Annotated in this window: 19 protein-coding genes; 6 read left to right on the top strand and 13 right to left on the bottom strand. The window is 72.4% G+C overall.

Annotation, left to right across the window (positions count from 1 at the left end):
• Positions 1-74 precede the first annotated feature (74 nt).
• The 3 genes from ACWCPW_RS28320 to dnaE all read right to left on the bottom strand — a co-directional run bounded on the left by ACWCPW_RS28320 (position 75) and on the right by dnaE (position 5,158).
• On the bottom strand, positions 75-584 hold the full coding sequence (locus tag ACWCPW_RS28320; RefSeq protein ID WP_449764428.1) for a hypothetical protein: 510 nt from the start codon (positions 582-584) through the stop codon (positions 75-77).
• Between the two features lie 82 nt (positions 585-666).
• Entirely contained in the window at positions 667-1,455 is a 789-nt protein-coding gene (locus tag ACWCPW_RS28315) for an ArsR/SmtB family transcription factor (protein WP_449764427.1), read from the bottom strand.
• Positions 1,456-1,561: 106 nt separating this feature from the next.
• A complete protein-coding gene (gene dnaE, locus ACWCPW_RS28310) occupies positions 1,562-5,158 on the bottom strand; it encodes a DNA polymerase III subunit alpha (RefSeq protein WP_449764426.1) in 3,597 nt (1,198 codons plus the stop codon).
• Positions 5,159-5,308: 150 nt separating this feature from the next.
• Between dnaE and ACWCPW_RS28305 the strand changes: the two genes are divergently transcribed.
• Positions 5,309-6,304 carry a LysR family transcriptional regulator gene (locus ACWCPW_RS28305; RefSeq protein ID WP_449764425.1) on the top strand — a complete coding sequence of 332 codons (996 nt, stop codon included), beginning with the start codon at positions 5,309-5,311 and terminating at the stop codon, positions 6,302-6,304.
• 169 nt (positions 6,305-6,473) lie between these two features.
• On the opposite strand, the gene ACWCPW_RS28300 is transcribed toward ACWCPW_RS28305, so the two are convergent.
• Positions 6,474-7,052 carry a TetR/AcrR family transcriptional regulator gene (locus ACWCPW_RS28300; protein ID WP_449764424.1) on the bottom strand — a complete coding sequence of 193 codons (579 nt, stop codon included), beginning with the start codon at positions 7,050-7,052 and terminating at the stop codon, positions 6,474-6,476.
• A gap of 263 nt (positions 7,053-7,315) precedes the next feature.
• Here ACWCPW_RS28300 and ACWCPW_RS28295 point away from each other — a divergent pair, with 263 nt between their 5' ends.
• Positions 7,316-7,903: a response regulator transcription factor gene (locus ACWCPW_RS28295; protein ID WP_449764423.1), complete on the top strand. Its 588-nt coding sequence runs from the start codon at positions 7,316-7,318 to the stop codon at positions 7,901-7,903.
• A gap of 288 nt (positions 7,904-8,191) precedes the next feature.
• Here ACWCPW_RS28295 and ACWCPW_RS28290 read toward each other — a convergent pair whose 3' ends face one another.
• The 8 genes from ACWCPW_RS28290 to ACWCPW_RS28255 form a co-directional block, all read right to left on the bottom strand.
• Entirely contained in the window at positions 8,192-9,916 is a 1,725-nt protein-coding gene (locus ACWCPW_RS28290) for an ATP-binding cassette domain-containing protein (RefSeq protein ID WP_449764422.1), read from the bottom strand.
• A complete protein-coding gene (locus ACWCPW_RS28285) occupies positions 9,913-11,706 on the bottom strand; it encodes an ABC transporter ATP-binding protein (protein WP_449764421.1) in 1,794 nt (597 codons plus the stop codon). Before ACWCPW_RS28285 ends, ACWCPW_RS28290 begins: the two co-directional genes overlap by 4 nt.
• 123 nt (positions 11,707-11,829) lie before the next feature.
• The gene (locus ACWCPW_RS28280) at positions 11,830-11,964 is read right to left on the bottom strand and encodes a SapB/AmfS family lanthipeptide (RefSeq protein ID WP_331770670.1); all 135 of its coding nucleotides are present in this window, start codon (positions 11,962-11,964) and stop codon (positions 11,830-11,832) included.
• Between the two features lie 97 nt (positions 11,965-12,061).
• Positions 12,062-14,692, bottom strand: a complete 2,631-nt coding sequence (gene lanKC / locus ACWCPW_RS28275; RefSeq protein WP_449764420.1) for a class III lanthionine synthetase LanKC — start codon at positions 14,690-14,692, stop codon at positions 12,062-12,064.
• Between the two features lie 377 nt (positions 14,693-15,069).
• Positions 15,070-15,939 (bottom strand): 5-oxoprolinase subunit C family protein, encoded by an 870-nt coding sequence (locus ACWCPW_RS28270; protein ID WP_449764419.1) that lies wholly within the window; start codon positions 15,937-15,939, stop codon positions 15,070-15,072.
• Positions 15,936-16,553 (bottom strand): 5-oxoprolinase subunit B family protein, encoded by a 618-nt coding sequence (locus ACWCPW_RS28265; RefSeq protein ID WP_449764418.1) that lies wholly within the window; start codon positions 16,551-16,553, stop codon positions 15,936-15,938. The genes ACWCPW_RS28270 and ACWCPW_RS28265 overlap by 4 nt, the downstream gene beginning before the upstream one ends.
• On the bottom strand, positions 16,550-17,314 hold the full coding sequence (locus ACWCPW_RS28260) for a LamB/YcsF family protein (protein ID WP_449764417.1): 765 nt from the start codon (positions 17,312-17,314) through the stop codon (positions 16,550-16,552). The genes ACWCPW_RS28265 and ACWCPW_RS28260 overlap by 4 nt, the downstream gene beginning before the upstream one ends.
• Positions 17,311-18,033 carry a GntR family transcriptional regulator gene (locus ACWCPW_RS28255; RefSeq protein ID WP_449764416.1) on the bottom strand — a complete coding sequence of 241 codons (723 nt, stop codon included), beginning with the start codon at positions 18,031-18,033 and terminating at the stop codon, positions 17,311-17,313. The genes ACWCPW_RS28260 and ACWCPW_RS28255 overlap by 4 nt, the downstream gene beginning before the upstream one ends.
• Positions 18,034-18,187: 154 nt before the next feature.
• Between ACWCPW_RS28255 and ACWCPW_RS28250 the strand changes: the two genes are divergently transcribed.
• The 3 genes from ACWCPW_RS28250 to pcp are packed head-to-tail and all read left to right on the top strand — an operon-like array spanning position 18,188 to position 20,611.
• Positions 18,188-18,949, top strand: coding sequence for a DUF969 domain-containing protein (locus tag ACWCPW_RS28250; protein WP_449764415.1), 762 nt, complete (start codon positions 18,188-18,190; stop codon positions 18,947-18,949).
• Positions 18,946-19,914 (top strand): DUF979 domain-containing protein, encoded by a 969-nt coding sequence (locus tag ACWCPW_RS28245; protein ID WP_331770664.1) that lies wholly within the window; start codon positions 18,946-18,948, stop codon positions 19,912-19,914. Before ACWCPW_RS28250 ends, ACWCPW_RS28245 begins: the two co-directional genes overlap by 4 nt.
• 52 nt (positions 19,915-19,966) lie before the next feature.
• Positions 19,967-20,611 (top strand): pyroglutamyl-peptidase I, encoded by a 645-nt coding sequence (gene pcp, locus ACWCPW_RS28240; RefSeq protein WP_449764414.1) that lies wholly within the window; start codon positions 19,967-19,969, stop codon positions 20,609-20,611.
• 144 nt (positions 20,612-20,755) lie between these two features.
• Here pcp and ACWCPW_RS28235 read toward each other — a convergent pair whose 3' ends face one another.
• Positions 20,756-20,935, bottom strand: coding sequence for a hypothetical protein (locus ACWCPW_RS28235; RefSeq protein WP_449764413.1), 180 nt, complete (start codon positions 20,933-20,935; stop codon positions 20,756-20,758).
• A 311-nt stretch (positions 20,936-21,246) separates the two neighbouring features.
• Between ACWCPW_RS28235 and ACWCPW_RS28230 the strand changes: the two genes are divergently transcribed.
• Positions 21,247-21,846, top strand: coding sequence for a hypothetical protein (locus ACWCPW_RS28230; protein WP_449764412.1), 600 nt, complete (start codon positions 21,247-21,249; stop codon positions 21,844-21,846).
• The last annotated feature ends 17 nt before the right edge of the window (positions 21,847-21,863 follow it).

Raw genomic sequence — 21,863 nt, 5'->3', positions numbered from 1 at the left:
CACTCTTTCCCTACCCGTCGCTCTTCAGATCTGGGCCGCGCGGCGCAGGCGTCCGGGACCGCTGCCGAAACGGCTCAGGCGCCGGCGTCGACCCCGGCGCGCGCCGGCAGCAGGGCCAGGAGTTGCTCGGTGTGGCTCGGGAGTTCCACTTCCGCGAGGCCGGTCAACAGGTCGCGCAGCGGTACCGGCCGATCGACCAGCGCCACGTCGTGGGACACGAGCACCGTGGGCATCGGCGTGTCGAGCTCGGTCTCGCTCAAGGTCGGTCCGCTCAGTGCGCACAGGGCTTCGCCCTGGACGCGGATGCGCTCGCGGATCCCGGTGTCGCCCCCGGCGAGCGTGAAGACCCGGTCCAGGGTCCAGGTGTCGTGCGCCAGTCGGTTGTCGTACGTGGCGATCGCTCCGGTGGCGACGGAGGAGACGGCCGCGAGGGTGCAGGCGCCGACGATGGCGATGTGCGCGAGGATCTCGTCCGCGTTCCACTCGCCGGTCGGCGGGACCGGGCTCGGATCGCCGGAGTCGGCCACCGTGGCGGCGGCGTCCAGCAACGCACGGTAGGCGTCCCGAAGCGGGGTGGTGTCCATGGTGTCCTCATTCTTGTGCGATCGTGGGCGGAAGGGACAGCGCCGGGCGGGAGCGACCGCGGGAGGGGCGTCGGCCGCCCGTTCAGTCGTGCGCGGGGGACATCTCCCACGGCGCCTGCGGAAGGACCTCGCCGGTCTCCAGCAGCGACTTGAGGTTCGCCAGCACGGCCGGCCACCCCCGCGAAATGCCGCTGAGCATCGCCGGATTGGGGAGGTTCTCGTGGGTCACCGTGAGCCGGACGATGTCGTGGTGGGGCTCGACGAGGAAGGTGACCACGGACGGCTCCCTCGGCGCCTCGGCGTCGGGGGTGTCCTCGAAGGTGACGACCAGGCGCGTCGGGGGTTCGGTCTCCAGCACACGACCGACGACGTCGACGGCCCCCGACCCGTCGACGCGTCGGTGCTCCCACCTCGAGCCCGGCTGCCAGTCCGAGACGTTGGCGTGTCCCCAGTAGCGGGCCGTCAGGTCCGCGTCGGTCAGCGCCCGCCACACCTGCTCCGCGCTCGCGCGGATGTAGGTGACGTAGACGTAGGTCGGCACGGATGCGGATTGGTCGGTCATGGCGTACTCCTCTGCCCGAGTCCTGATCGCACTGATCGTTTGTAGCCGCGGCTTGTCGAACCCCGAGATCCAGCGCTCCTCGATCTCGTGGATCGGCCCGGGATTGAGGTAGTGCAGCCGTTCCCGTCCGCGGCGCACGACGGTGACGAGGTTGGCCCGCTGAAGGATGTCGAGATGTTGCGTCGCCGACTGGCGCGCCATGTCCAGGCGCTCGCACAACTCGCGCAGCGTCTGCCCGTTGTGCTCGTGCAGGCGGTCGAGCAGGAGTCGCCGGGTGGGGTCGGCCAGCGCCTTGAAAACCGAGTCCATCGCTCTCCTTCCAGGCTCACGCTGTCCAGGCTCACGCTGTCCAGGCTCACGCTCAATTATGCAGGCAAATGCCTGCCTATTGTCAACGGCCTCCCCGTGCCCGGACTCAAGCGCTGCCCACCCACGCCTCGGCTCCGAAGGTCGCCTTCACCTCGGAGGCGATGCCCGCCGCGTGCACCGTGGCCGCCAGGGCGTACACGGTGGTCTTGTGCACGCCGCGCACGGTGAGGTGGACCGGGCTGTCGCCGGGATGGGCGGCGAGGATGCGCTTCAGCTCGGCCACCGCGTGCTCGGTGACCCGGTGCTCGGGCAGCGCGAGTCGTACGGGAGGTCGCCCGCCGTGCTCGGCGGAGGACACGTCCAGCACCGTCACCTCCCGACCGAAGACGTTCACGGTCCCGTCGCGGTCCTCGACCTTGCCCTTGACCGAGACGACGTGGTCCTCGACCAGCGCGTGCTGCACGAGTCGGTAGGCGGCCGGGAAGAACAGGACCTCGACGGTCGCGTCCCGGTCCGCGAGGTTCACGATGGCCCACGCGTTGCCCTGTCTGGTCATCTTGAGCTGGACGCCGGTGATCAGCCCGGACAGCCGTACCTCCCCGGTGGTGCGCTCGGAGGCGAGCAGTTCGGCGATCGAGCAGTCCCGCGCGCCGGAGAGGATGTGTTCGGCGCCGTCCAGCGGGTGGGCGGAGACGTACAGTCCCAGCATCTCGCGTTCGCCGGCCAACAGTTGCCGGCGCGACCACTCCGCGTCGTCGACGGGGAAGTCGAGGCCGAAGGCCGGCCCCGCGCTCGCGTCCTCTCCCGGATCGGCGAACAGATCCTCCTGCCCGAACCCGGCCGCGCGCTTGACCGGGATGATCGCGTCGATCGCCTCCTCGTGGACGGCGGTCAGGCCCTTGCGCGAATGACCCAGCGAATCGAAGGTGCCGGCCTTGATCAGCGACTCCACCGCCCGCTTGTTGAGCGCGGGCGGGTCGGCCTTGGCCAGGAAGTCGGCGAACGAGGCGAACCTCCCCTTGCGCCGGCGGGCGTCGACGACGGCCTCGATGACGTTGTCGCCCACGTTGCGCACGGACCGCAGCCCGAACCGCACGTCGTCGCCGACGGCGGTGAACTCCGCGACGGACTCGTTGACATCGGGTTGCAGGACGCGGACGCCGTTCTTGCGGGCGTCGGCGAGGTAGACCGCCGCCTTGTCCTTGTCGTCGCCGACGGAGGTGAGCAACGCGGCCATGTACTCGGCCGGGTGGTTGGCCTTGAGGTAGGCGGTCCAGTACGAGACGAGACCGTAGCCGGCGGTGTGCGACTTGTTGAACGCGTACCCGGAGAACGGGAGCATGACGTCCCACAGCGCCTTGATCGCCTCCTCGCCGAAGCCGTTGGCCCGCATCCCGTCGTGGAACCGGTCCCATTCCGCGGCCAGCACCTCCGGCTTCTTCTTGCCCATCGCGCGCCGCAGCAGGTCGGCGCCGCCGAGCGTGTAGCCGGCCAACTCCCGCGCGATGGCCATGATCTGCTCCTGGTAGACGAGCAGATGGAAGGTGTTCCCCAGGATCGGCTCCAGGGCTTCGCGCAGGTCGGGGTGGATCGGGGTGATCGCCTGGCGACCGGTCTTGCGGTGCGCGTAGTCGGTGTGCGCGTTCGCCGCCATCGGGCCGGGCCGGTACAGGGCGTTGACCGCCGCGATGTCCTCGAACCGGGTGGGTTCCATCTGCCTGAGCAGCACGCGCATGCCGCCCCCGTCGAGCTGGAAGACCCCGAAGGTGTTGCCCTCCGCGAGCAGCCGGTACGTCCTGGCGTCGTCCAACGGGATCACGACGGTCGCGGGGTCGCCGTCCATCGGGTCCACGGTGGCCAGCGAGATGCCCCGGTTCGCCCGGACGTTCTCGATGGCCTGGTCGATCACGCCCAGGTTCCGCAGCCCCAGGAAGTCCATCTTGATCAGCCCCATCGCCTCGCACGAGGGGTAGTCGAACCCGGTGATCCGCACACCGTCCGAGGCGCGCATGTGCAGCGGGATGCGGTCGCTGAGCCGGGTCTTGGACAGGATCACCGCGGCGGCGTGCACCCCGGTGCCGCGGATCAGGCCCTCCACTCCGCGGGCGGTGTCCATCACCCGCCGCACGTCCTGCTCGTCCTCGTACATCCGCCGCAGCTCGCCGGCCTCGGCGTACCGTTCGTGCGCCGCGTCGAAGACGGCGGCCAGCGGGGCGGACTTGCCGTTGTTGTCCGGCGGGAGCGCCTTGGTGATGCGCTCGCCGTGCGCGTACGGATAGCCCAGGATGCGCGAGGAGTCCTTGATCGCGTTCTTGGCCTTGATCCGGCCGAACGTGTTCACCATGGCGGTGTACTCGTCGCCGTACTTCTCGGTGACGTAGCGCACCATGCGGTCGCGCCGGCGGTCGTCGAAGTCGAGGTCCACGTCGGGCGGGTTGATCCGCTCGGGGTTGAGGAACCGCTCGAACAGCAGGCCGTGTTCCAGCGGGCACAGCTCGGTGATGCGCGTGGCGTAGGCCACGATCGAGCCGGTGGCCGAGCCGCGCCCGGGACCGAGCGGGATCCGGTTCTCCCGGGCATGCCGGCAGATGTCCGCCACGACCAGGAAGTACGAGCTGAAGCCCATCGGGCCGATGACCGACATCTCGGTCTCGAAGCGGTCCAGCACATGGTCGGGGACGGGGTCGCCGTAGCGCATGGTCAGGCCCGCGAGGACCTCCTTGCGCAGCCACGACTCCTGGCTCTCGCCCGCCGGCACGTCCGGGAAGTGCGGCATCTCGTCGACGTAGTCGAAGACGTCCTCGTAGGACTCGACGCGCTCGGCGATCAGCAGGGTGTTGTCGCAGGCCTGGGGCAGCTCGGCGAACAGGGCGCGCATCTGCGCGGCGGTCTTGAGGTAGTAGCCGGAGCCGTCGAAGCGGAATCGCCGGGGATCGTCCTTGTTCTTGCCCACACCGACGCACAGGAGGCTGTCGTGCGCGTCGGCCCGGTCCTCGGTGACGTAGTGCGCGTCGTTGGTGGCCAGGAGCGGGAGGTTCAACTCCCCGGCCAGGCGCAGCAGTCCGTCGCGGACGTCGCGCTCGATGGCCAGGCCGTGGTCCATCAACTCCAGGAAGTAGTTCTCCGGGCCGAAGATCTCCCGGTAGGCCGCGGCGGCGGCCTTCGCCTCGTCGTACTGGTTCAGCCGCAGCCGGGTCTGGACCTCGCCGGACGGACAACCGGTCGTGGCGATGATGCCGTCCGGCCGTTCGGCGATCAACTCCCGGTCCATCCGCGGCTTTCCGGCCGGGAACTGGCCCTGATACGCGGCCTGGGTGCTGAGCCGGAACAGATTGCGCAGGCCCTGGACGTTGCGTGCCCACATGGTCATGTGCGTGAACCGGCCGCCGCCGGAGACGTCCTTGGAACCCTCGCCGTCGTTGCCCACGGCGCGTCGGCCGCCCGGCCCCCAGAACTCCTGCCTCCGGGAGAACCGCGAGGACGGCGCCACGTAGGCCTCGATGCCGATGATCGGCTTGACGCCCTCGAAGCCCTTCGCGACCTGCGCGAACTCGTAGGCGCCGAACATGTTGCCGTGGTCGCTCATGGCGATCGCGGGCATGCGCTGCCGGGCCACCTCGTCGAACATCGGCTTCAGCTTCTGTGCGCCGTCCAGCATCGAGTACTCGGTGTGGTTGTGCAGGTGGACGAAGGAATCGGGCATGCGTGAGTCATCTCCGAGGGCGAGGGAGCGGGCGCCGCCCGCGAAACCGAGCGTTGACCGGAGACATCCAATCGAGCATTGCGGAGCGGGATCAAACAACCATCTCGCCCCTTGTCTACAACCCTTGGTTGTGTCTCTAGGATGTGCGACGTGGACCCCATCGCCGTGCGCACCTTCGTCGCCGCCGTGGACGCGGGACAGTTCCAGACCGCCGCCGCCCGGCTGTCGATCACCCAGCAGGCCGTCTCCAAGCGCATCGCCGCGCTGGAGCGGGAACTCGGGGTGCAGTTGTTCGTGCGCACCGCGCGCGGGGCCCGATTGACCATCGACGGGCAGGTGTTCCTGCCGCACGCGCGCGCCTTCCTCCTGGCCGAGGAGCGGGCCGCGGCCTCCGTACGTCCGGGCCGGCGCGTGTTGCGGGTGGACGTGGTCGGCCGACGGGCCGCGCCGGCCGGTCTGCTGCGCGGCTTCCACCGCGCGCACCCGGACGTCGGGCTCGACGTGGTGACCCTGTTCGGCGCCGACGCGGCCGTCGACGCGGTGCGGTCCGGCGCCATCGACGCGACCTTCCGCGCGGTCACCATGCCCGGGCGACAACTCCCGGACGGGGTCGAGGCCACCCCGGTCCTGGACGAGCCGCTCCGGCTGTTCACCGGCCCCGACCACGAGTTCGCCACGATGGCGGCGGTCGAACTCGGCCGGCTCGCCGGGCACCGAATCTGGATGCCGAGCAACACCCGCGGCACCGAGTGGGCCGCCTACTACGACGAACTCGCCGCCGCTTTCCGGTTCACCATCGACACGGTCGGCCCCGACTTCGGCCTCGAGGCGCTGCTCGACACGATCGCCGACTCGTCGACCCTGGCCACCTTCCTCAGCGAGCGCACGCCGCTGGTCTGGCCGGTCGGGCACGACCTGCGGCTGATCCCGCTGCGCGATCCGATCCCGGTCTACCCGCACTCGTTGGTCTGGCGCGCCGACAACCCGCACCCCGCGCTGAGCACGCTCCGCGAGTACCTCGCCGGACTGGAACCCGAACGCCTCGACTCCGAGGTCTGGACACCGACCTGGGCCCGGCGCCGCAGCCGGCGCGACGGCCGCACGGCGACAGCGGCGGCAGCGGCGGCAGTGCCGCCGGCCCGGTGAGGCACGTGCGCGGGTCCGGCATCCGGCCCGAAGTCCGCGCCCGGACCTTGCGGGTGCCGACGGCGGATGGACCCGACGTCATGGTGACTGAACTTTCAGTCGGACAAAAGGCCGACGGCGGGAGCGGACCGGGCCCGGCGGGCACCGGCCGGTCGATCTCCCGGGCGGGTCAGGGTTCGAGCCGGCTCAGCTCCGTGTCGATCGCCTCGGTGAGGAGGTCTCGGGCGTGCGATATCGGGAGGATCCCGGCCAGCCAGCGGCCGCTGAGGCCTTCGAGGAGGGCGGTCAGGCGCTCGGCGGCGGCCCGGGCCGCCGCCGGGGGCGCGCTCGGGACGGCCTCGGCGATCAGGTCGCCGATCTCGACCGACCACTCCGCGGTCGCGTTCGCCAGGTCGTCCCGGAGGGATTCGTCGAACACGGCGCTGGCGCACAGTTCGTTCCACGCGGTGCTGTTCTCCCGGACGATCGGGTCGTCCTGCAACTCCAGCAGCAGCCGGTGGGTCAGCTCGGCGCGCGCCGGCATCGGTGCCGCGCCCGGCTCCCGCTCGGTCGTGTACCGGTCGGCCCGGTCGTTGATGAAGCCCAAGGTGGCCCGCAGGACTCCCGTACGGTCCTTGAAGTGGTAGTAGATCAGGCCCGTCGACACGCCGGCTTCGGCCGCCAACTCCTCGACGCGCAGCCCTCGTACCCCCCGGCGCGCGATGACGCGCGCGGCGGCTTCCATGATCGTGATGCGACGGTCGGACACAAATCGACACCCTAGCGCGTGTCCCCATGCCCCCATCCGACCCCAGCCGCGACGCCCGAGAGGCACCGGTGACGATCGCCGTCGCGTCACGATCGAGACCGGCCGCGAGCGGTCGTGGTCGGACAGGAAACGCGAGCCGCACAGCAAACTGTCGCCCAAACGAATCAACCGGTTACCGGGTGTCGTGTGTGCCGTGGGGCGGGGTAGCTATCGAGATGCTCGACGGGCAACCACGGGACGTCGATGTCGACTGGGGGGCGAACATGATCCGGGTTCTGCTGGTGCACGACACGGAGCTGATCCGTTCGGCGCTCACCGCGCTGCTCGATCGGGAGGAGGACATCGAAGTGGAGGCGGAGAGTTGGGACGGTGCCGCTCGACGGGCGCGATCCCAACATCCACACGTGTGCGTGGTGGACGTGGACTGTCCGGGAGCCTCGCTGTTACCGATGCGGCCGGTCGACCCGGACTGCGCGCTGCTGGTCCTGGCCACCACCGCCCGGCCCGGCAGTCTGTGCCGGGCGGCCGAGGCCAAGGCGCTCGGCTTCGTGGACAAGGACGCCCAACCACCGCAACTGCCACGTGCGATAAGACTGGTGGCCGCCGGCCGGCGCTACGTGGACGGCTCGCTCGCGCTCGACCTGCTGCGGGCCGCGACCGCGCCGCTGACCCCGCGCGAACTGCGCGTACTCTCGCTTGCCGCCGAAGGGGCCTCGGCCCCGGAGATCGCCCGCAACTTGCGGCTGAGCATCGGCACGGTGCGCAACTACATGTCCGCGATCACCCGAAAGACGGGTGCGCGCAACCGGATCGACGCGATCCGGATCTCACAGGACGCGGGCTGGGTGTAGACCGGCCCGGTCGGATTCGGGCGCCGCGCCGGAGCCCGGGTTCAACCGCACTCGGTGTGCGGGTACCCGCACGGTTGCCCCGCCGAGACCGCGATCCGGATGTCGTTTCGCTCGGATCCGTTCGACTCGGATCCGTTCGACTCGGATCCGCTGCCCTCGGATCCGCTGCCCTCGGGGCCGTTGCCCTTGGATGCCTGGCGCCGGGATTCGCCGTGTCCGGATCCGCCGCCTTCGGGTCCGGCGCGACCGGACGCGTCTCGGATTCCGTTCCGCTCGGATGCGTTCCGCTCAGATGCGTTCCGCGTGCCAGTGTCCGACCAGATCGCGGTAGAGCGGTGAGCGGTCCAGGAGTTCGCGATGGGTGCCGCACACCGCGTGTGCGCCGTCCAGGACCAGGACGCGATCGGCGCGGCGGGCCGAGGTGATCCGGTGGGCCACCACGATCAACGTCCCGGGCCGGGCGGCGAAGGCCCGTTCGGCCCGCTCCTCGGCGATCGGGTCCAGATGACAGGTCGCCTCGTCCAACAGCACCAGCGGGGCCGGCGACAGATGCGCCCGGCCCAGCGCGATCAACTGGCGCTCGCCCTGGGACAGGGACGCGGGGTCCACGAGCGCGTCCAGGCCGCCCAGCCGACGAATCAGCGCGAGCAGGCCGACCGCTTCCGCCGCGGCGGTCAGCGCCGCGTCCTCGGCGCCGTCCGGGCACAGGTACAGCAGGTTCTCCCGCACGCTGCCGGTGAACACGTACGCCTGCTGCGGGATGAGCACCCGCAGCCGGGACGGATCGCCGCCGATGGGAGGCACCGAGCGACCGCGGACGCGCACCTCGCCCCGGTCCGGGGCCAGCAGGGCGGCGACCAGCGCGACCAGCGTCGACTTGCCGATCCCGCTCGGTCCGACCACCACGATGTGCTCCCCGGGCTCGATGCTCAGATCGAGGTCGCGCAGGACCGGCTGCGCGTGCGGCCCGTAGGCGAAGGTCACCCCGCGCAACTCCACGCGGGGCGGCCCACCCGGATCCGGGACTGCCCGCGCGGTCCGCGCCGGGGGGTTCGCGGCAGGCTCGGTGAGCCGATCGAGCACCACCAGGAGCCGGGTGCCCGCCGCGCCGAGCGCGTTCATCAAGGTGTGCAGAGCGGGCAGCAACGACTGGGTCAGATAGGTCAGCGCGCCGAGCAGGGCCCCGGCGGTCAGTCCTCGGCTCAGCAACCACGGGGTGCCGATCAGCAGCAACAACACCGGAAGTTGCCCGGCCACCGCCAGCGCCAGGGCCCGGGCGGCGGCCCAGCGGGCGAGCGAGCGCGCCGCCCGGGCCTCGGCCTCGATCAGGCTGTGCGTCCGGGCCGCGACCGGCTCGCGAGCGCCGGCGGCGAGCACGTCGCGCAGGCCCTCCGCGACCTCGCCGAGGCGCGTCGACAGTGCCTCGTCGGCGTCCAGGAAGGTGCGCTGCCGGGCGGCCATCGGCACCAGCGTGGCCGTGAAGAGCAGCAGTCCGAGCACCAGCGGCGGGCCCACCACCAGCAGCAACTCCGGTGCCAGCGCGGCCAGTCCGAACAGCGCGCCGAGCGCGGTGAAGACGAACGACCGGGCCACCAGGACCAGTCCGGCGAAGCTGTCCCGGGCGATCTCGGTCTGGTTGGTCAACCGCGACACCACCGCGCTGCCCGACCCGCGGGAGGGCGCCGCGATCGCATCGCCCAGCGCCCGCGCCGCCACGCGCCGCACCAGGCCGTCGCGCAACGGCTCGACCAGATCCGCCAGACCGCGAAAGATCCCGCCCGTGGCCAGGCCGCCGAGTACGATCGCCGCCGCCGCGACCGCCAGCCAGAGCAGGCCGAGCCCGGTGTTCCCGGCCAGGAACCCCCGATCGACGGCCATCGCCACGCCGTAACCGACCAGGAACGTCTGCGCCGCCTCCAGCAGCGACCAGGCCGCGAGCCGGGCCACCACCAGCCGCCGTCGCCCCAGGAACCGCCGGGCCAGGGTCCACACGCGAGACCGTTCGCTCCTCATCCGCGGTCCCCGTCGTGTCCGGTCGCGTCGACCCGGTCGCCGGAAGTCGAATTCGTCGCAGCCGGATTCGCGAACACCGCCCGGTAGTCCGGGTCCTCCCACAACCGCTCGTGCGTCCCGACCGCCCGCACCCGGCCGCCGGCCAACCACACGACCCGGTCGGCCCGGGCGGCCGAGGAGGCCCGGTGGGCGACCAGCAGTCGGGTGCCCGCGCGCACGTCCCGGACCAGCGCCCGGCCCACCCGCAGTTCGGTGACGCTGTCCAGACTGGAGGTGGCGTCGTCCAGCACCAGGAGTCGGCCGGCGTGCGCGAAGGCCCGGGCCAGGCCCAGGCGTTGCAGCTCACCGCCGGACAGGGGCGCGGTGCCCAGGGGCTCCGCGTATCCGGCCGGCAACAACCGGATGAAGGCATCGGCTCCGGCCGCCTCGGCGGCGGCCTCGATCTCGACGTCGGATGGTGCGTACGGCCCGAAGCCGATGCCCTCGCCGATCGTGTCGCCGAACAGCGCCGGTCGCTCGAACGCGTAGCCGATCTCCCGGCGCAGCCGCTCCGGTTCGATCTCGGCCAGCGGCACCCCGTCCAGCAGCACCGTGCCCGCGTCCACGTCGGACAGCCGCCCGGCCACCGCGGCGAGCACGGACTTGCCCGCCCCGGAGTGGCCGACCACGGCCATCGTGCTTCCGCCGGGCACGACCAGGTCGACGCCGCGCAGCACCGGTGTCCCGCCGCGTACGACGGTGACCCCGCGCAGTTCCAACCGCCCCGGGCCGTCGGGCGGCAGGTCGCGGTCGCCGGAGCGCAGCGCGGGTACGGCGAGCAGTTCGGCGATCCGACCGGCGGCGGCGCGGCTGCGCACGAGCGAGTCGAGGGCACCGACGGCGGCGCCCAGACCGGCGGCGAGCACCGCGTAGCGCGACGCGGCGAGCAACTCGCCGACGCTCAACTCGCCCTGGGCCAACCGCATTCCGCCCACGGCGAGGACCGCGGTGGTGAGCAGCGGCACCAGCACGCCGGCGCCGGCCATGGCGCGCCCGTAGACCTGCCACATCCGCCGCCCCTGGGCGCTCAGTTCGGGCAACGGGGCCAGGATGCGGTCGAGTTCGCGCCGCGAGCTGCCTGCGGCGGCGACCGAGCGGGCGCCGCCGAGGGTTTCGACCAGTCGGGTGGCGATCTCGGCCTGGACGCGCTGATAGTGCGACACGCTGTCCGAGGAGCCGCGGACGAAGACCCGCAACAACCAGAGCAGCAGCGGTACGCCGGCCAGGAACACCGCGAGCAGGCGCGGGTCGATCAGCGCGAGCGCGACCAGTGCGCCGAGCGGTACGCACAGCGCGGCCAGTGCGTTCGCCGCGGTGGTGGGCGCGGTGCTCGCCTCGGCGACGTTGCCGGTCAGCCGGGTGACCAGGTCGCCGGGTGTGCAGCGGGCGGCGGCGCGATGGGGGGCCAGGGTCAGCAGATGGTCGACGCCCCGGCGGCGCAACCAGGCGGCGGTGCGCGCCCCGGTGACCCCGCCGAGCAGGGTCTCCAGGGTGTCGAAGACGACCCCGGCGACGATCAGGAGCACGCACAGGGTGACCGCGCCGCGCTGCCCGGGGGCGTCGTCGAGCAGCAGGTCGAGGGCGTGTCCGAGGACGGCGGGCAGTGCGATCGCGACACCGGCGGAGCCCGTGCCGCAGACGAACCCGGCCGAGGTGCGGCCCGCGCTGTGCCGCAGCGCGCCGGCCAGGAGCCGCCCGGTACCGGGGTACGCGGGCGACGCGGGGTCGGGGGTCCGGCGCGAGTCGGCCATGCTGGTGCGGTTCCTCGCCTTCGGGAGAGGGGTACGGCACGGGCAGGTCCCGGGCGGAATGCCGCCGCCCGGGACCGCGGTGCCCTCGTCACCTCGGGGTGTTCACCCCTGGGTGCGGGTGCGTCAGTGGCAGGTGATCAGGCTCAGGCTGCTGTTGCCGCAGAGCAGGACGCTGAGGTAGCTGCCGCCACCGCCACCGCCGCCGCCGTTCAGCTCAACCTCTTCGGTCTCCATCGTCTGCAGGTCGAGAAGTGCCATGGTGTCGTTTCCCTTCGGTTGTCGTGCGCGATGGTTCGAGATGGTGCGCCGGCCCCGTGCGAGGCCGGTCTTGCCTCGATCCCGCAAGGGATCGGCTTCAGGGCCGCCGGGTCGGCGGCGGGAGGAAGGGCAGGTGCACGGGTCGGTCGTGCAGCGCGCTGCCCAACGCGAGCAGGCAACCGGCGGTGCCGGTGCTCAGGTCCATCGACAACCGCATCATCTGCTCGCCGGCGAAGGCCAGTTCCCCCCGATAGGGGAGCGCCCCGCAGGCCAGTGAGTCGATCTGGCGGCGGATGTCCGCCGGTTCGGTGCCGGGTCCGTCGATGGTGGTGCGGCTCAGGTGCAGGACCATGCCCGCCGCGCCCCGGAACAGTCCGGGTTGGGCGTAGAACCTGGCCTGCGCGGCCCGGACGATCTCGCCGCGGGCGGCCTCGAACTCGGGGTCGGCACGATGCGCGAGGTAGTCGTCGAGCACCATGCCGATGCCGACGCTGCCGGCCCCGAGGTAGGGCATCGTCCGTCGACCCTCGTCGACCTGGAGGGTGCCGCCGACGGCGATCACGCAGCGGGCCAGATCGCCGCGCAGCGCCTCCGCGGCGGCGTCCAACAGATCCGGCTCACCCACACGTTCGTACAGCCGCAGGTACAACAGCGCACTTCCGGTGGCGCCGTACAGCAGGCCGGCCCGGGTCGGCGCCGGTTCCCTGCGGGTCCGCTCGGCCAGCTCCTCGGCGCACGCGAACGCGTGGGATTGCAGGGCTTGTTCGCCGGTGGAGGCGGCCAGCGCGTCGAGCGCCAGGCCGAGGCCGGCCAGGCCGCTGTGCAGGTCGCGGGCCTGCGTGCGGCGGTCCCGGGCGAGGATCAGGTCGACCAGTTCCAGAGCCTGTTCGCGATGACCGAGCCGGTCCAGTGTCCAGGCCACCCCGGCCAGGCCGTCGTAGAAGCCGATCGGGGTGCCGGCCCGCGGGTTCTTGGCGGCGCGCAGCAGCCATTCCTCGCCCTCCGGACAGGCCTCGGCGCCGGTCTCGGCCAGCGCGTACAGCACCCCGGCCGCGCCGTGGCCGAAACACGCGCCTCCGCCGGGACTGGCGAACTGCGCGATGTCGCCCGGGAAACAGCGGTCCTCGCGGTCCGGGGTGGCCGACGCCCGGATGGCCCGCGCCATCGAATCGCGGCTCTCGGGCCAGTTCGCGGGAGCCACCGGGAGGTAGTCGTGCGTCGACTCCGTGCCATGCGTCGACCCCGTCCGGTGCGACACCGCCGGAGCCGCGGGCCCGGCCTGGCCGGCGGGCCCGTCCGGGTGCCGGTCGCGCAGGATCTCCTCGACCGCGGAGTCCAACCAGCCCTCGGGGATCGGGAATTCCGCCATGGCGATCCGGACCAGGTGCCGGGCCTTGCCCCGATCCACGGTGAACAGGCTGGTCAGCGGCAGGAACAGGGCGATGCGCAGGCACGCGAGCGCGTACCGGTCCACATCCGCGCCGCGCCGGTCGGCGGGAGCCAGGAAACCGGGGTTGGCGACCACCTGCCGGCGGGTCTCGTCGTCGATAGTGGCGGCCTCGAAGTCGAGCAGCGTCACCGAGCTCTCGTCCTCGGCCATCATGATGTTGAACAGGTGCAGGTCGTTGAACACCACACCGCGTGCGTGGATCTCCGCCACGGCGTTCTCGACCAGCCCGTACACCCGCATCGCCCACTGGGTGTACTCGGCGAGGCGCTCGGGCGAGGGATCCGTCTCGATCAGCGGGTGGCGGTGCGCGAAGAAGGTGTTCAGCGGGCTGCCCTGGACGAACTCCAGGACCAGGAAACGATGATCCCCGAGGGTGAACCAGTCGTGCACCTCGGGCGTGCACACGAGTCCGCTCAGTCGGCGCAGCGCGTCGCGTTCGCGCTCCAGGCGGGTGACCGCGTCCGCGCCGTCCGCGCCGAGTCCGGCGTGCGGGCGGGCCTCCTTGAGCACGACCTGCTCGTCGGTGCGCAGGTCCCGGCCGATGTAGACGCCGCCGCCGTTGGAGAAGTGCAGCGCGCGCTCGATCCGGTACGGGAGTTCACCGACGGTGGTCGCGGTCCGGGCGGCCAGGTGCGGGGCCAGGAACGCGGGCAGGGTGAGCCACGAGGGTACGTGGAAGGTGGGTTCCCTGCGGTCCGGGACCAGGGTGCCGGTGTCGTCCTCGATCGCGGGGCACAACACGCCGTTCGCGTCGTGACACGTGCGGTCGGCGAAGCTGCCGTAACGCACGTACACCGGGCCCTCGCCCCAGCGCAGATCGCTGAGGATGTACGGCCCCGGCTCGCCGTCCAGCAGCGCGGCCAGGTCCGTCGCGACGACCCGACACTGCTCGTCGTCGGCCGGGTAGACGGTGACGAACTTGCCGCTCCCGGCCCGATCGGCGTACTTGGCGTTGCGGGTGTGCAGCAGGTACGGACTCGGCATGCACTTGAAGGCGATGCCACGCGGGACGCAGTGGTCCCGGACCGCGGCGAGCACCTTGTCGGCGTTGTCCAGGCACGCCGACACGTGGATCTTCCAACCTTGGTCGGGCAACCGGCAGTCCACCGGGCGGAAGGCGAGCCAGTCGCCGGAGCGGTAGCGCAGCCAGCCTTCGGGGAGTTCGCGACGGGCACTCTCGTAGTGCGCCGCAGGGCCACCCTCGTCCGTGCGAAGGCGATGCGGCGCGTCGTAGAACTGCCGATCGGCGTCGCAGTAGGCCGCGTAGCCCTTGTCCATCGTGCTCCCTTCCCGGTGGCCGGGGTGCCGTGGGGAACACTGCCGGCGGGCGGGAGCGGCGGACAGTCGCAAACATCACGAATCATCGGTGAGGAACGAATGCCTCCGGGCGTGAGGAAGTCACGGCCGCGAGGGTCGAGTTGCCGGTCACCGGCGGCGGGGTGCCGGACCGGCGCACCCATTTCTCGGTGCGCGGCGACGGTGATGAACGGGCACCCCGTCGTCGGTGCGTGGTGCGTGGTGCGTGGTGCGCGGCGATGGTGATGCGAACGGGAGCGCCCGTGCGGTCGGTGCGGGGTGACGGCGACGGTGATGCGAACGGGAGCGCCCGTGCCCTCGGTGGGCGAGCGACGGCGATGCGAACGCCGCCCGTGCCGTCAGTGCGCCGTGAGGGTGAAGCGCACCGGAGTGCCCGGAACCGCCTGGGCGGCGTGCGCGAGGTACTCCTCGGGGACCACGCCGATCACCGGATAGCCGCCGGTGACGGGGTGATCGGCCAGGAAGAGCACCGGGCGCCCGTCCGGGGGCACCTGAACCGCACCCAACACCATTCCCTCGCTGGGCAGTTCGTCGGTGCGTGCCCAGCCCAGCGCGGGTCCCTCGGTGCGCAGCCCGATCCGGTTGCTCGCCGACGCCACCGTGTAGCGCGCGGCTCCGAGCGAGGCGAGGGCGGCGGGGGTGAACCAGTCCTGCCGGGGGCCCGGGATCAGCGGCAGCACCAGTTCGGTGGGCGGCCCCGGCCGCCGCGAGACGTCCGCGCCCGCCGGGGTGGGCCCGGACGGCTCGCCCAGCGCGAGCACGTCGCCGTCGGCGAGCGGAGCCGGGCCCAGGCCGGACAGCAGGTCGGTGGAGCGGCTGCCCAGCACCGGTTCGACCGCCACCCCGCCGGCGAAGGCCAGATAGCCGCGCAGCCCGGCGGTCGCGGGGCCGACGTCCAGTACGGCGCCGGCCGGCACCCGGATCGCCGCGCCCCACGCGACCGGGCGGCCCTGTACCCGGACCGTGCAGGGTGCGCCGACCACCGCGGCCACGGTGGTCGTGCGCACCCGCACGGCGGTGCCGGTCAGCGTGGTCTCCAGGGTCGCCGCGTCGAGCGGATTGCCGACCAATCGGTTGGCTTCGCGGTGCGCGGGCAGGTCCAGGGCCCCCGAGCGCGGCACACCCAGGTGCGCGAACCCGTCCCGGCCCAGGTCCTGAACGGTGGTCAGGGCTCCGGCCCGGACCACCTCGACGGCGCGCGCGCTCATCGCTCCACCGCCACGAAACGCACCCGGACGCCGGGCGCGAACAACGCGGCGGGCTCCCGGGCGGCGTCCCACAACACCGCGTCGGTGCTGCCGATCAACTGCCAGCCGCCGGGCGACGAGCGCGGGTACACGCCCGCGTACTCGCCGGCCAGCGCCAGCGAGCCGACCGGCACGGCCGTGCGCGGGGTGGACCGGCGGGCCAGGTGGTAGCGCTCGGGCAGGCCGGTCAGATAGCCGAAACCGGGCGCGAAGCCGCAGAACGCGACGCGGAAGGTGATCCCGCCGACGATCTCGGGGACGCGCTCGACCGGCACCCGCCACAGGCCGGCCACCTCGCCCAGGTCGGGCCCGTCGTAGCGGACCGCGATCTCGATCCGGTCGCCCGCCTCGGCGGACAGTGGCGGGATCCGCCAGTCGGGCACGTCGGCGGCCAGCGCGGCGGGGTCCGCGAGCCCGTCGAGCAGCACGGTACGCGCGGCCGGGACGATCTCGCGTACCGCCGGCAGCGTGCCCGCGGCGCGTCGGCGAAGCAGTTCGGCGTGCAGCGCCTCGGCCCGGTCGGCCGTGTCCACCTCCAGGAGCAGCGCGTGTCGGCCCACCGGCAGGGCCCTCACGCGAACGGCTCCAGGGACACTTCGGCGGCGAGCAGTGCGCGGCGGACCCGCAGCGCCAGCTCGGCCGCGCCCGGGGTGTCGCCGTGCAGGCACAACGACCGGGCCGAGACGGCGACCCGCTCTCCCGTGATGGCGACGACGGCGCCCTCACGCGCCATCGTCAACGAGCGGGACACGACCCGGTCGCCGTCCTGGACGACGGCACCGGGCTCCCCGCGCGGCACCAGGGTGCCCTGCGCGGTGTATGCGCGGTCCGCGAACGCCTCGGGTACGCAAGGCAGTCCGGCGGACTCGGCGGCTTCGAGCAGACGTGAGCCGGGCAACCCCAGCACCGGCAGCGCGCCGCCGGCCAGCAACACGCCGGCGACCACCGCGCCGGCCTGATCCCCGTCCCACACCGTGCGGTTGTACAACGCGCCATGCGGCTTGACATAGGCCACGCGGGCCCCGGCGGCGCGCGCGAACACCTCCAACGCGCCGATCTGGTAGGCCACTTCGGCGGCCAGCTCGGCGGCCGGCACATCCATCGCGCGGCGACCGAAACCGGCCAGGTCGCGGTAGGAGACCTGCGCGCCGATCCGCACGCCGCGCTCGGCGGCCAGTTCGCACACCCGGCGCATGGTGACCGGATCCCCGGCGTGGAAACCGCACGCGACGTTGGCGCTGGTCACCGCGGACAGCAGTGCCTCGTCGTCGGTCAGCGTCCAGCGGCCGAAGCCCTCGCCCAGGTCGGCGTTGAGGTCGATCACGGTGTCACTCACGCGCCGTCCATTCGCATCGCCGCGCAGATCATCTCGCACGCGTCGTCCAGATACCGCTCCAGGATCACCGCCGCGCCGGGCGTGTCGCCGGCCGTGAGCAGGTCGACGATCTCCCGGTTGCGCCGCAGGAACGGTTCGTGCAGCGCGCGGGCCGAGGGCATGGCCAGGAAGGCCAGGCGCAGTTCGGCGATCAGCCGGGTCATGTACTCGTCCAGCCGCGGGCTGCCCGCGAGCGCGACCAGGGCCCGGTGGAAGCGCAGGTCGGCGGTGCCGACCTCGGGCCAGTCGCCGATCTCGGCCGCGGCCTCGCCGCCGGCGACCGCCGCGTGCAGCGCGGCGAGCCGTTCCGGACCGGCCGAGACGGCGGCCCGCAGGCCGGTGCCCTCCAGGGCCCGGCGGACCGCGTAGATGTCGGTCACATCGTCGGGGTCGAGCATCCGGACGAAGACGCCGCGATTCATCTCGTGGACGACCAGGCGGCCGTCCACGAGCGTGCGGAACGCCTCACGCAACGTGTTGCGGGAGACGCCGAGGGCCGCGCCCAGGGCCTGTTCGGACAGTCGGGTGCCGGGTGGCAGCGCGCCCTCGGCGATGCGGTCCCGCAGCACCTCGGCGACGCGCTGTGCGGTGCCGGCGCGTCCGAGCAGGTCGCGATCGGCGGCAAGGCGTCCGAGCGTGTCGTCGGCCGACGGCCGGGCGAGGTCGACGTCTTGGCCCATGTGGGGTCCCCCAGAATGCGACGAGCGGTGCGGGAGGAGTAGATCAAGTTCCCGCACCGTTCACAAGGTCTTGTGGGATTGTTCAACAATAGCTTAGCCTCCTCGGCACCTCCTCGTCCCCCTGTTCGAGGACCCGAGCGTGGAAGGCTGCGCAATGATTGTGCTCCTCGGCGTCCTATTGGTGATCGTAGGGTTCGCCACACGACGCAACCCCCTGCTGGTGGTCGGTGTCTCCGGCGTGGCCACCGGCCTGCTCGGTGACCTGTCACCGCGTGAAGTGCTCGCCGCGTTCGGCAACGGCTTCGCGTCCAGCCGGGGCGTGACGATCTTCGCGATCACCCTGCCGGTGATCGGCCTGCTGGAGCGCAACGGCCTCCAGGAGCAGGCCCGGACCCTGATCGCGCGGTTCGGCAAGCTCACCACCGGGCGCTTCCTGGTCCTGTACCTGGGCCTGCGCCAAGTCACCGCCGCCGTCGGCCTGGTCAGCCTGGGCGGCCCGGCCCAGACGGTCCGGCCGCTGGTGGTCCCGATGGCCGAGGGCGCCGCCGAGCGCAGCCACGGCGCGCTTCCGGACAAGACGCGCGAGAAGATCCGTTCGCACGCCGCCGGCGCCGACAACGTCGGCCTGTTCTTCGGTGAGGACTGCTTCCTCGCGGTCGGCTCGATCCTGCTGATCACCGGCTTCGTGAACACCACCTACCACCAGCACATCGAGCCGCTGCACGTGGCGCTGTGGGCGATTCCCACCGCCGTCTTCGCGTTCCTCATCCACGGCGGCCGACTGCTGCGGCTGGACCGCACGCTGGCCCGCGAGTTCGCGACGGTGTCCGCCGCCGGGCCGCCCGCCGAGTCCGCCACCGTATCCGCCGTCGCAGGTCCCGCCGCCGGCACCGTCGCCGAGGGGAAGCTCAAGTGATCAAGGTCGAGTGGTTCTTCTGGCTCGTCGGCGCCGTCTTTTTGGTGATGGCCGCGCAGATGCTCGTGGACCGCAGCAATCCCAAGCGGTTCGGCAGCGCCGCGTTCTGGGGCCTGCTCGGCGCGGGCTTCATCTACAGCACGCGGGTCGTGGAGAAGACCTCCCCGGCCGAACCGCTGGGCGTGGCCGTACTGGTGATGGTGTGTCTGGCCGGCTTCGGGTTCACCGGCAAGGGCACCGTGCACACCACCGACCGCGAGCAGCGGGTGGCCATCGCGGCCCGACTCGGCAGCCGGATCTTCATCCCCGCACTGACCATCCCCGTGGTGGCGATGGTGTGCGCGGTGCTCGTGAAGAAGTGGCACATCGGCTCCGAACCGATCCTGCAAAAGGGCAGCGAGACCATCCTGGGCCTGGGGGTAGGCGCGATCGTCGCGCTCGTGGTGGGCATGCTCGTGGTCCGCGAGAAGCGGGTCAGCGTGCCGATCCACGAGGGCCGTTCGATGCTGGAGGCGATGGGCTGGGCACTGCTCCTGCCGCAACTCCTGGCCACCCTCGGCTCGATCTTCCAGGTCTCGGGGGTCGGCAAGCAGGTCGGTGTGATCACCTCGAAGGTGTTGCCGGACGGCAAGATCTACGTCGCGGTGATCGTGTACTGCCTGGGCATGTTCCTGTTCACCACGATCATGGGCAACGCGTTCGCCGCGTTCCCGGTGATGACCGCGGCGGTGGGCTGGCCGGTGCTGGTGGTCGAGGGCGGCGGCGACCCGGCGGTGGTCCTCGCCCTGGGTATGCTCGCCGGCTTCTGCGGCACGCTGTGCACACCGATGGCGGCCAACTTCAACATCGTTCCCGCGGCACTGCTGGGACTCAAGGACCAGTACGGACCGATCAAGGCGCAACTGCCCACGGCGGGCGCGCTGTTGGTCGTCAACATCGGCATCATGTCGGCATTCGCCTTCTGAGCCGGCCGCACCCGCCCCGCCACCCGCCCAGCCGTTCCAGGAGACCGCAGCCATGACCCGCGTACTCGTCACCGGATTCGACACCTTCGCCGGTGAGGCCACCAACCCCTCGTGGGAGGCGGTCCGCCTGCTCGCGGACCTGCCCGAGCCGGGCCTGGAGGTGACGGCGGTACGGCTGTCCTGTGTGTACGGGGTCGCGTTGGAGGAACTGCGGGCGGCCGTCGAGCGGGTCGATCCCGACCTGGTGCTGTGCGTGGGCCAGGCCGGCGGCCGGCCGGACGTCACCGTGGAGCGCGTCGCGATCAACGTCGACGACGCGCGGATCCCGGACAACGCCGGCCGGCAGCCGATCGACGTCCCCATCGTCGAGGCGGGCCCCGCCGCGTACTTCGCCACGCTGCCGGTCAAGGCGTGCGTCGCGGCGGCCCGCGCGGCCGGGGTGCCCGCGTCGGTGTCGCAGACCGCGGGCACCTTCGTCTGCAACCACGTCTTCTACGGGCTGATGCACCTGCTCGCCACCGAACGCCCGACCACCCGGGGCGGCTTCGTGCACGTCCCGTACTCCTCCGACCAGGTCACCGAGCGCGCGGCACCCTCCCTCCCGCTGCCCACGATCGCCGCCGGCCTGCGCGCCGTGGTGACCACGGCCGCGACCCGCACCCGGGACATCACCACCGCCGGCGGCGCCACACACTGAACCCGGCCGCCCGCTCAGGCGTCCGCGGCCGACCGGAACACGCCGACCTCGTCCCCGGCGACCACGACCGGTCCGACATCGCCGGCCACCGATCACCCGTCTCGCGCGGTGACCAGCCGGGCGGGGGCCGGCGGCGGGACGCGCTCACTCCCGGCCCGCGCGGGGGACCGCGGCGAAGGGCGGGAGGGTGAACCACGCGGGGACCCGGCGGCGCAGGGCCTCGGGGCCGGTGATCGCCACGGCGCCGCAGCGCAGTGCCTCGGCCCAGGTCGGGTCGCCGTGCCATACCTCGATCAGCGGACGCAGTCCGGCGGTCACCGTCACCGACACCTCGTAGCCGAGATCCGTACCGCACCGTGACGCCGGGGGCCGGCACCGAATCCCGACGCCGGAACGCATGCGGCGTCGGCGGTCACCCGTTCGGGTAGGCGGGCGCGGAGTTGTCCGAACGGCGCTCGCGGACCGGGTCTCGCGCGGAAACCCGGGGCCGCGCGCGTGACACAGTGTAGCCGGCCGACTCCGATGCGGCATTCTCCGCATGCGCGGGGTCGGACGCCCGGCTTGGCTGGAGGCCGCGAGCACGGCTGTCCCAGCGGTAGGTCGCTACCGCGTCCGGGCTCGCCGGAGGTTGCATCATGCGTTCGATCAACACGCTTGTGGGCACCGCGCTGCTCGGCGCGAGCCTCGTGCTGGCCGGCCCGGCGGTCGGCCACGCCGCCCCCGCCCGGCCCCAGGTCGACCCGGCCGACTGCGCCAAGGCGGTCGCCGCCGCCGCGAAGGCCCAACTGCAGTACGACGCCGCGGTCGCGGAATACGGCAAGGACGCGGCCGCCGCCGGCGGGAAGCCCGACAAGTCCCGGCAGGAGCAGCTCGACCGCGCCAAGCACGAGTTCGACGCCGCGGCCTCGGCCACCGCCAAGGCGTGCCCGGAGGTCGGGTCCGCCGGCGGGAAGAGCGGTGCCGGCGACAAGACCGGTTCCGGCGAGAAGGCCGCCACCACCGAGAGCGGCCACGACAAGGACGGCGAGGACTCCGCCGAGGACACGCCCGGCAGCACCGGTGGGTACCAGGACGGCCGCGCCGCGGCTCCCTCGGGCAGCATGCACACCGGTGCCGGCGGGACCTCCACCGGTGCCGGCGGCAGCGAGGTTGCCCTCGGCGCCGGCCTGTTCGCCGCCGGCGCGGGTGTCCTCGTGCTGCGTCGTCGTCGTCGACGCGCCGCCGGCCGGATCTGAGCGGATCCCCCCGGCCG

The sequence above is a fragment of the Embleya sp. NPDC001921 genome, from assembly GCF_053594475.1.
Note: the sequence above shows the minus strand (reverse complement) of the source record. Positions and strands in the feature narration are given on the sequence as shown.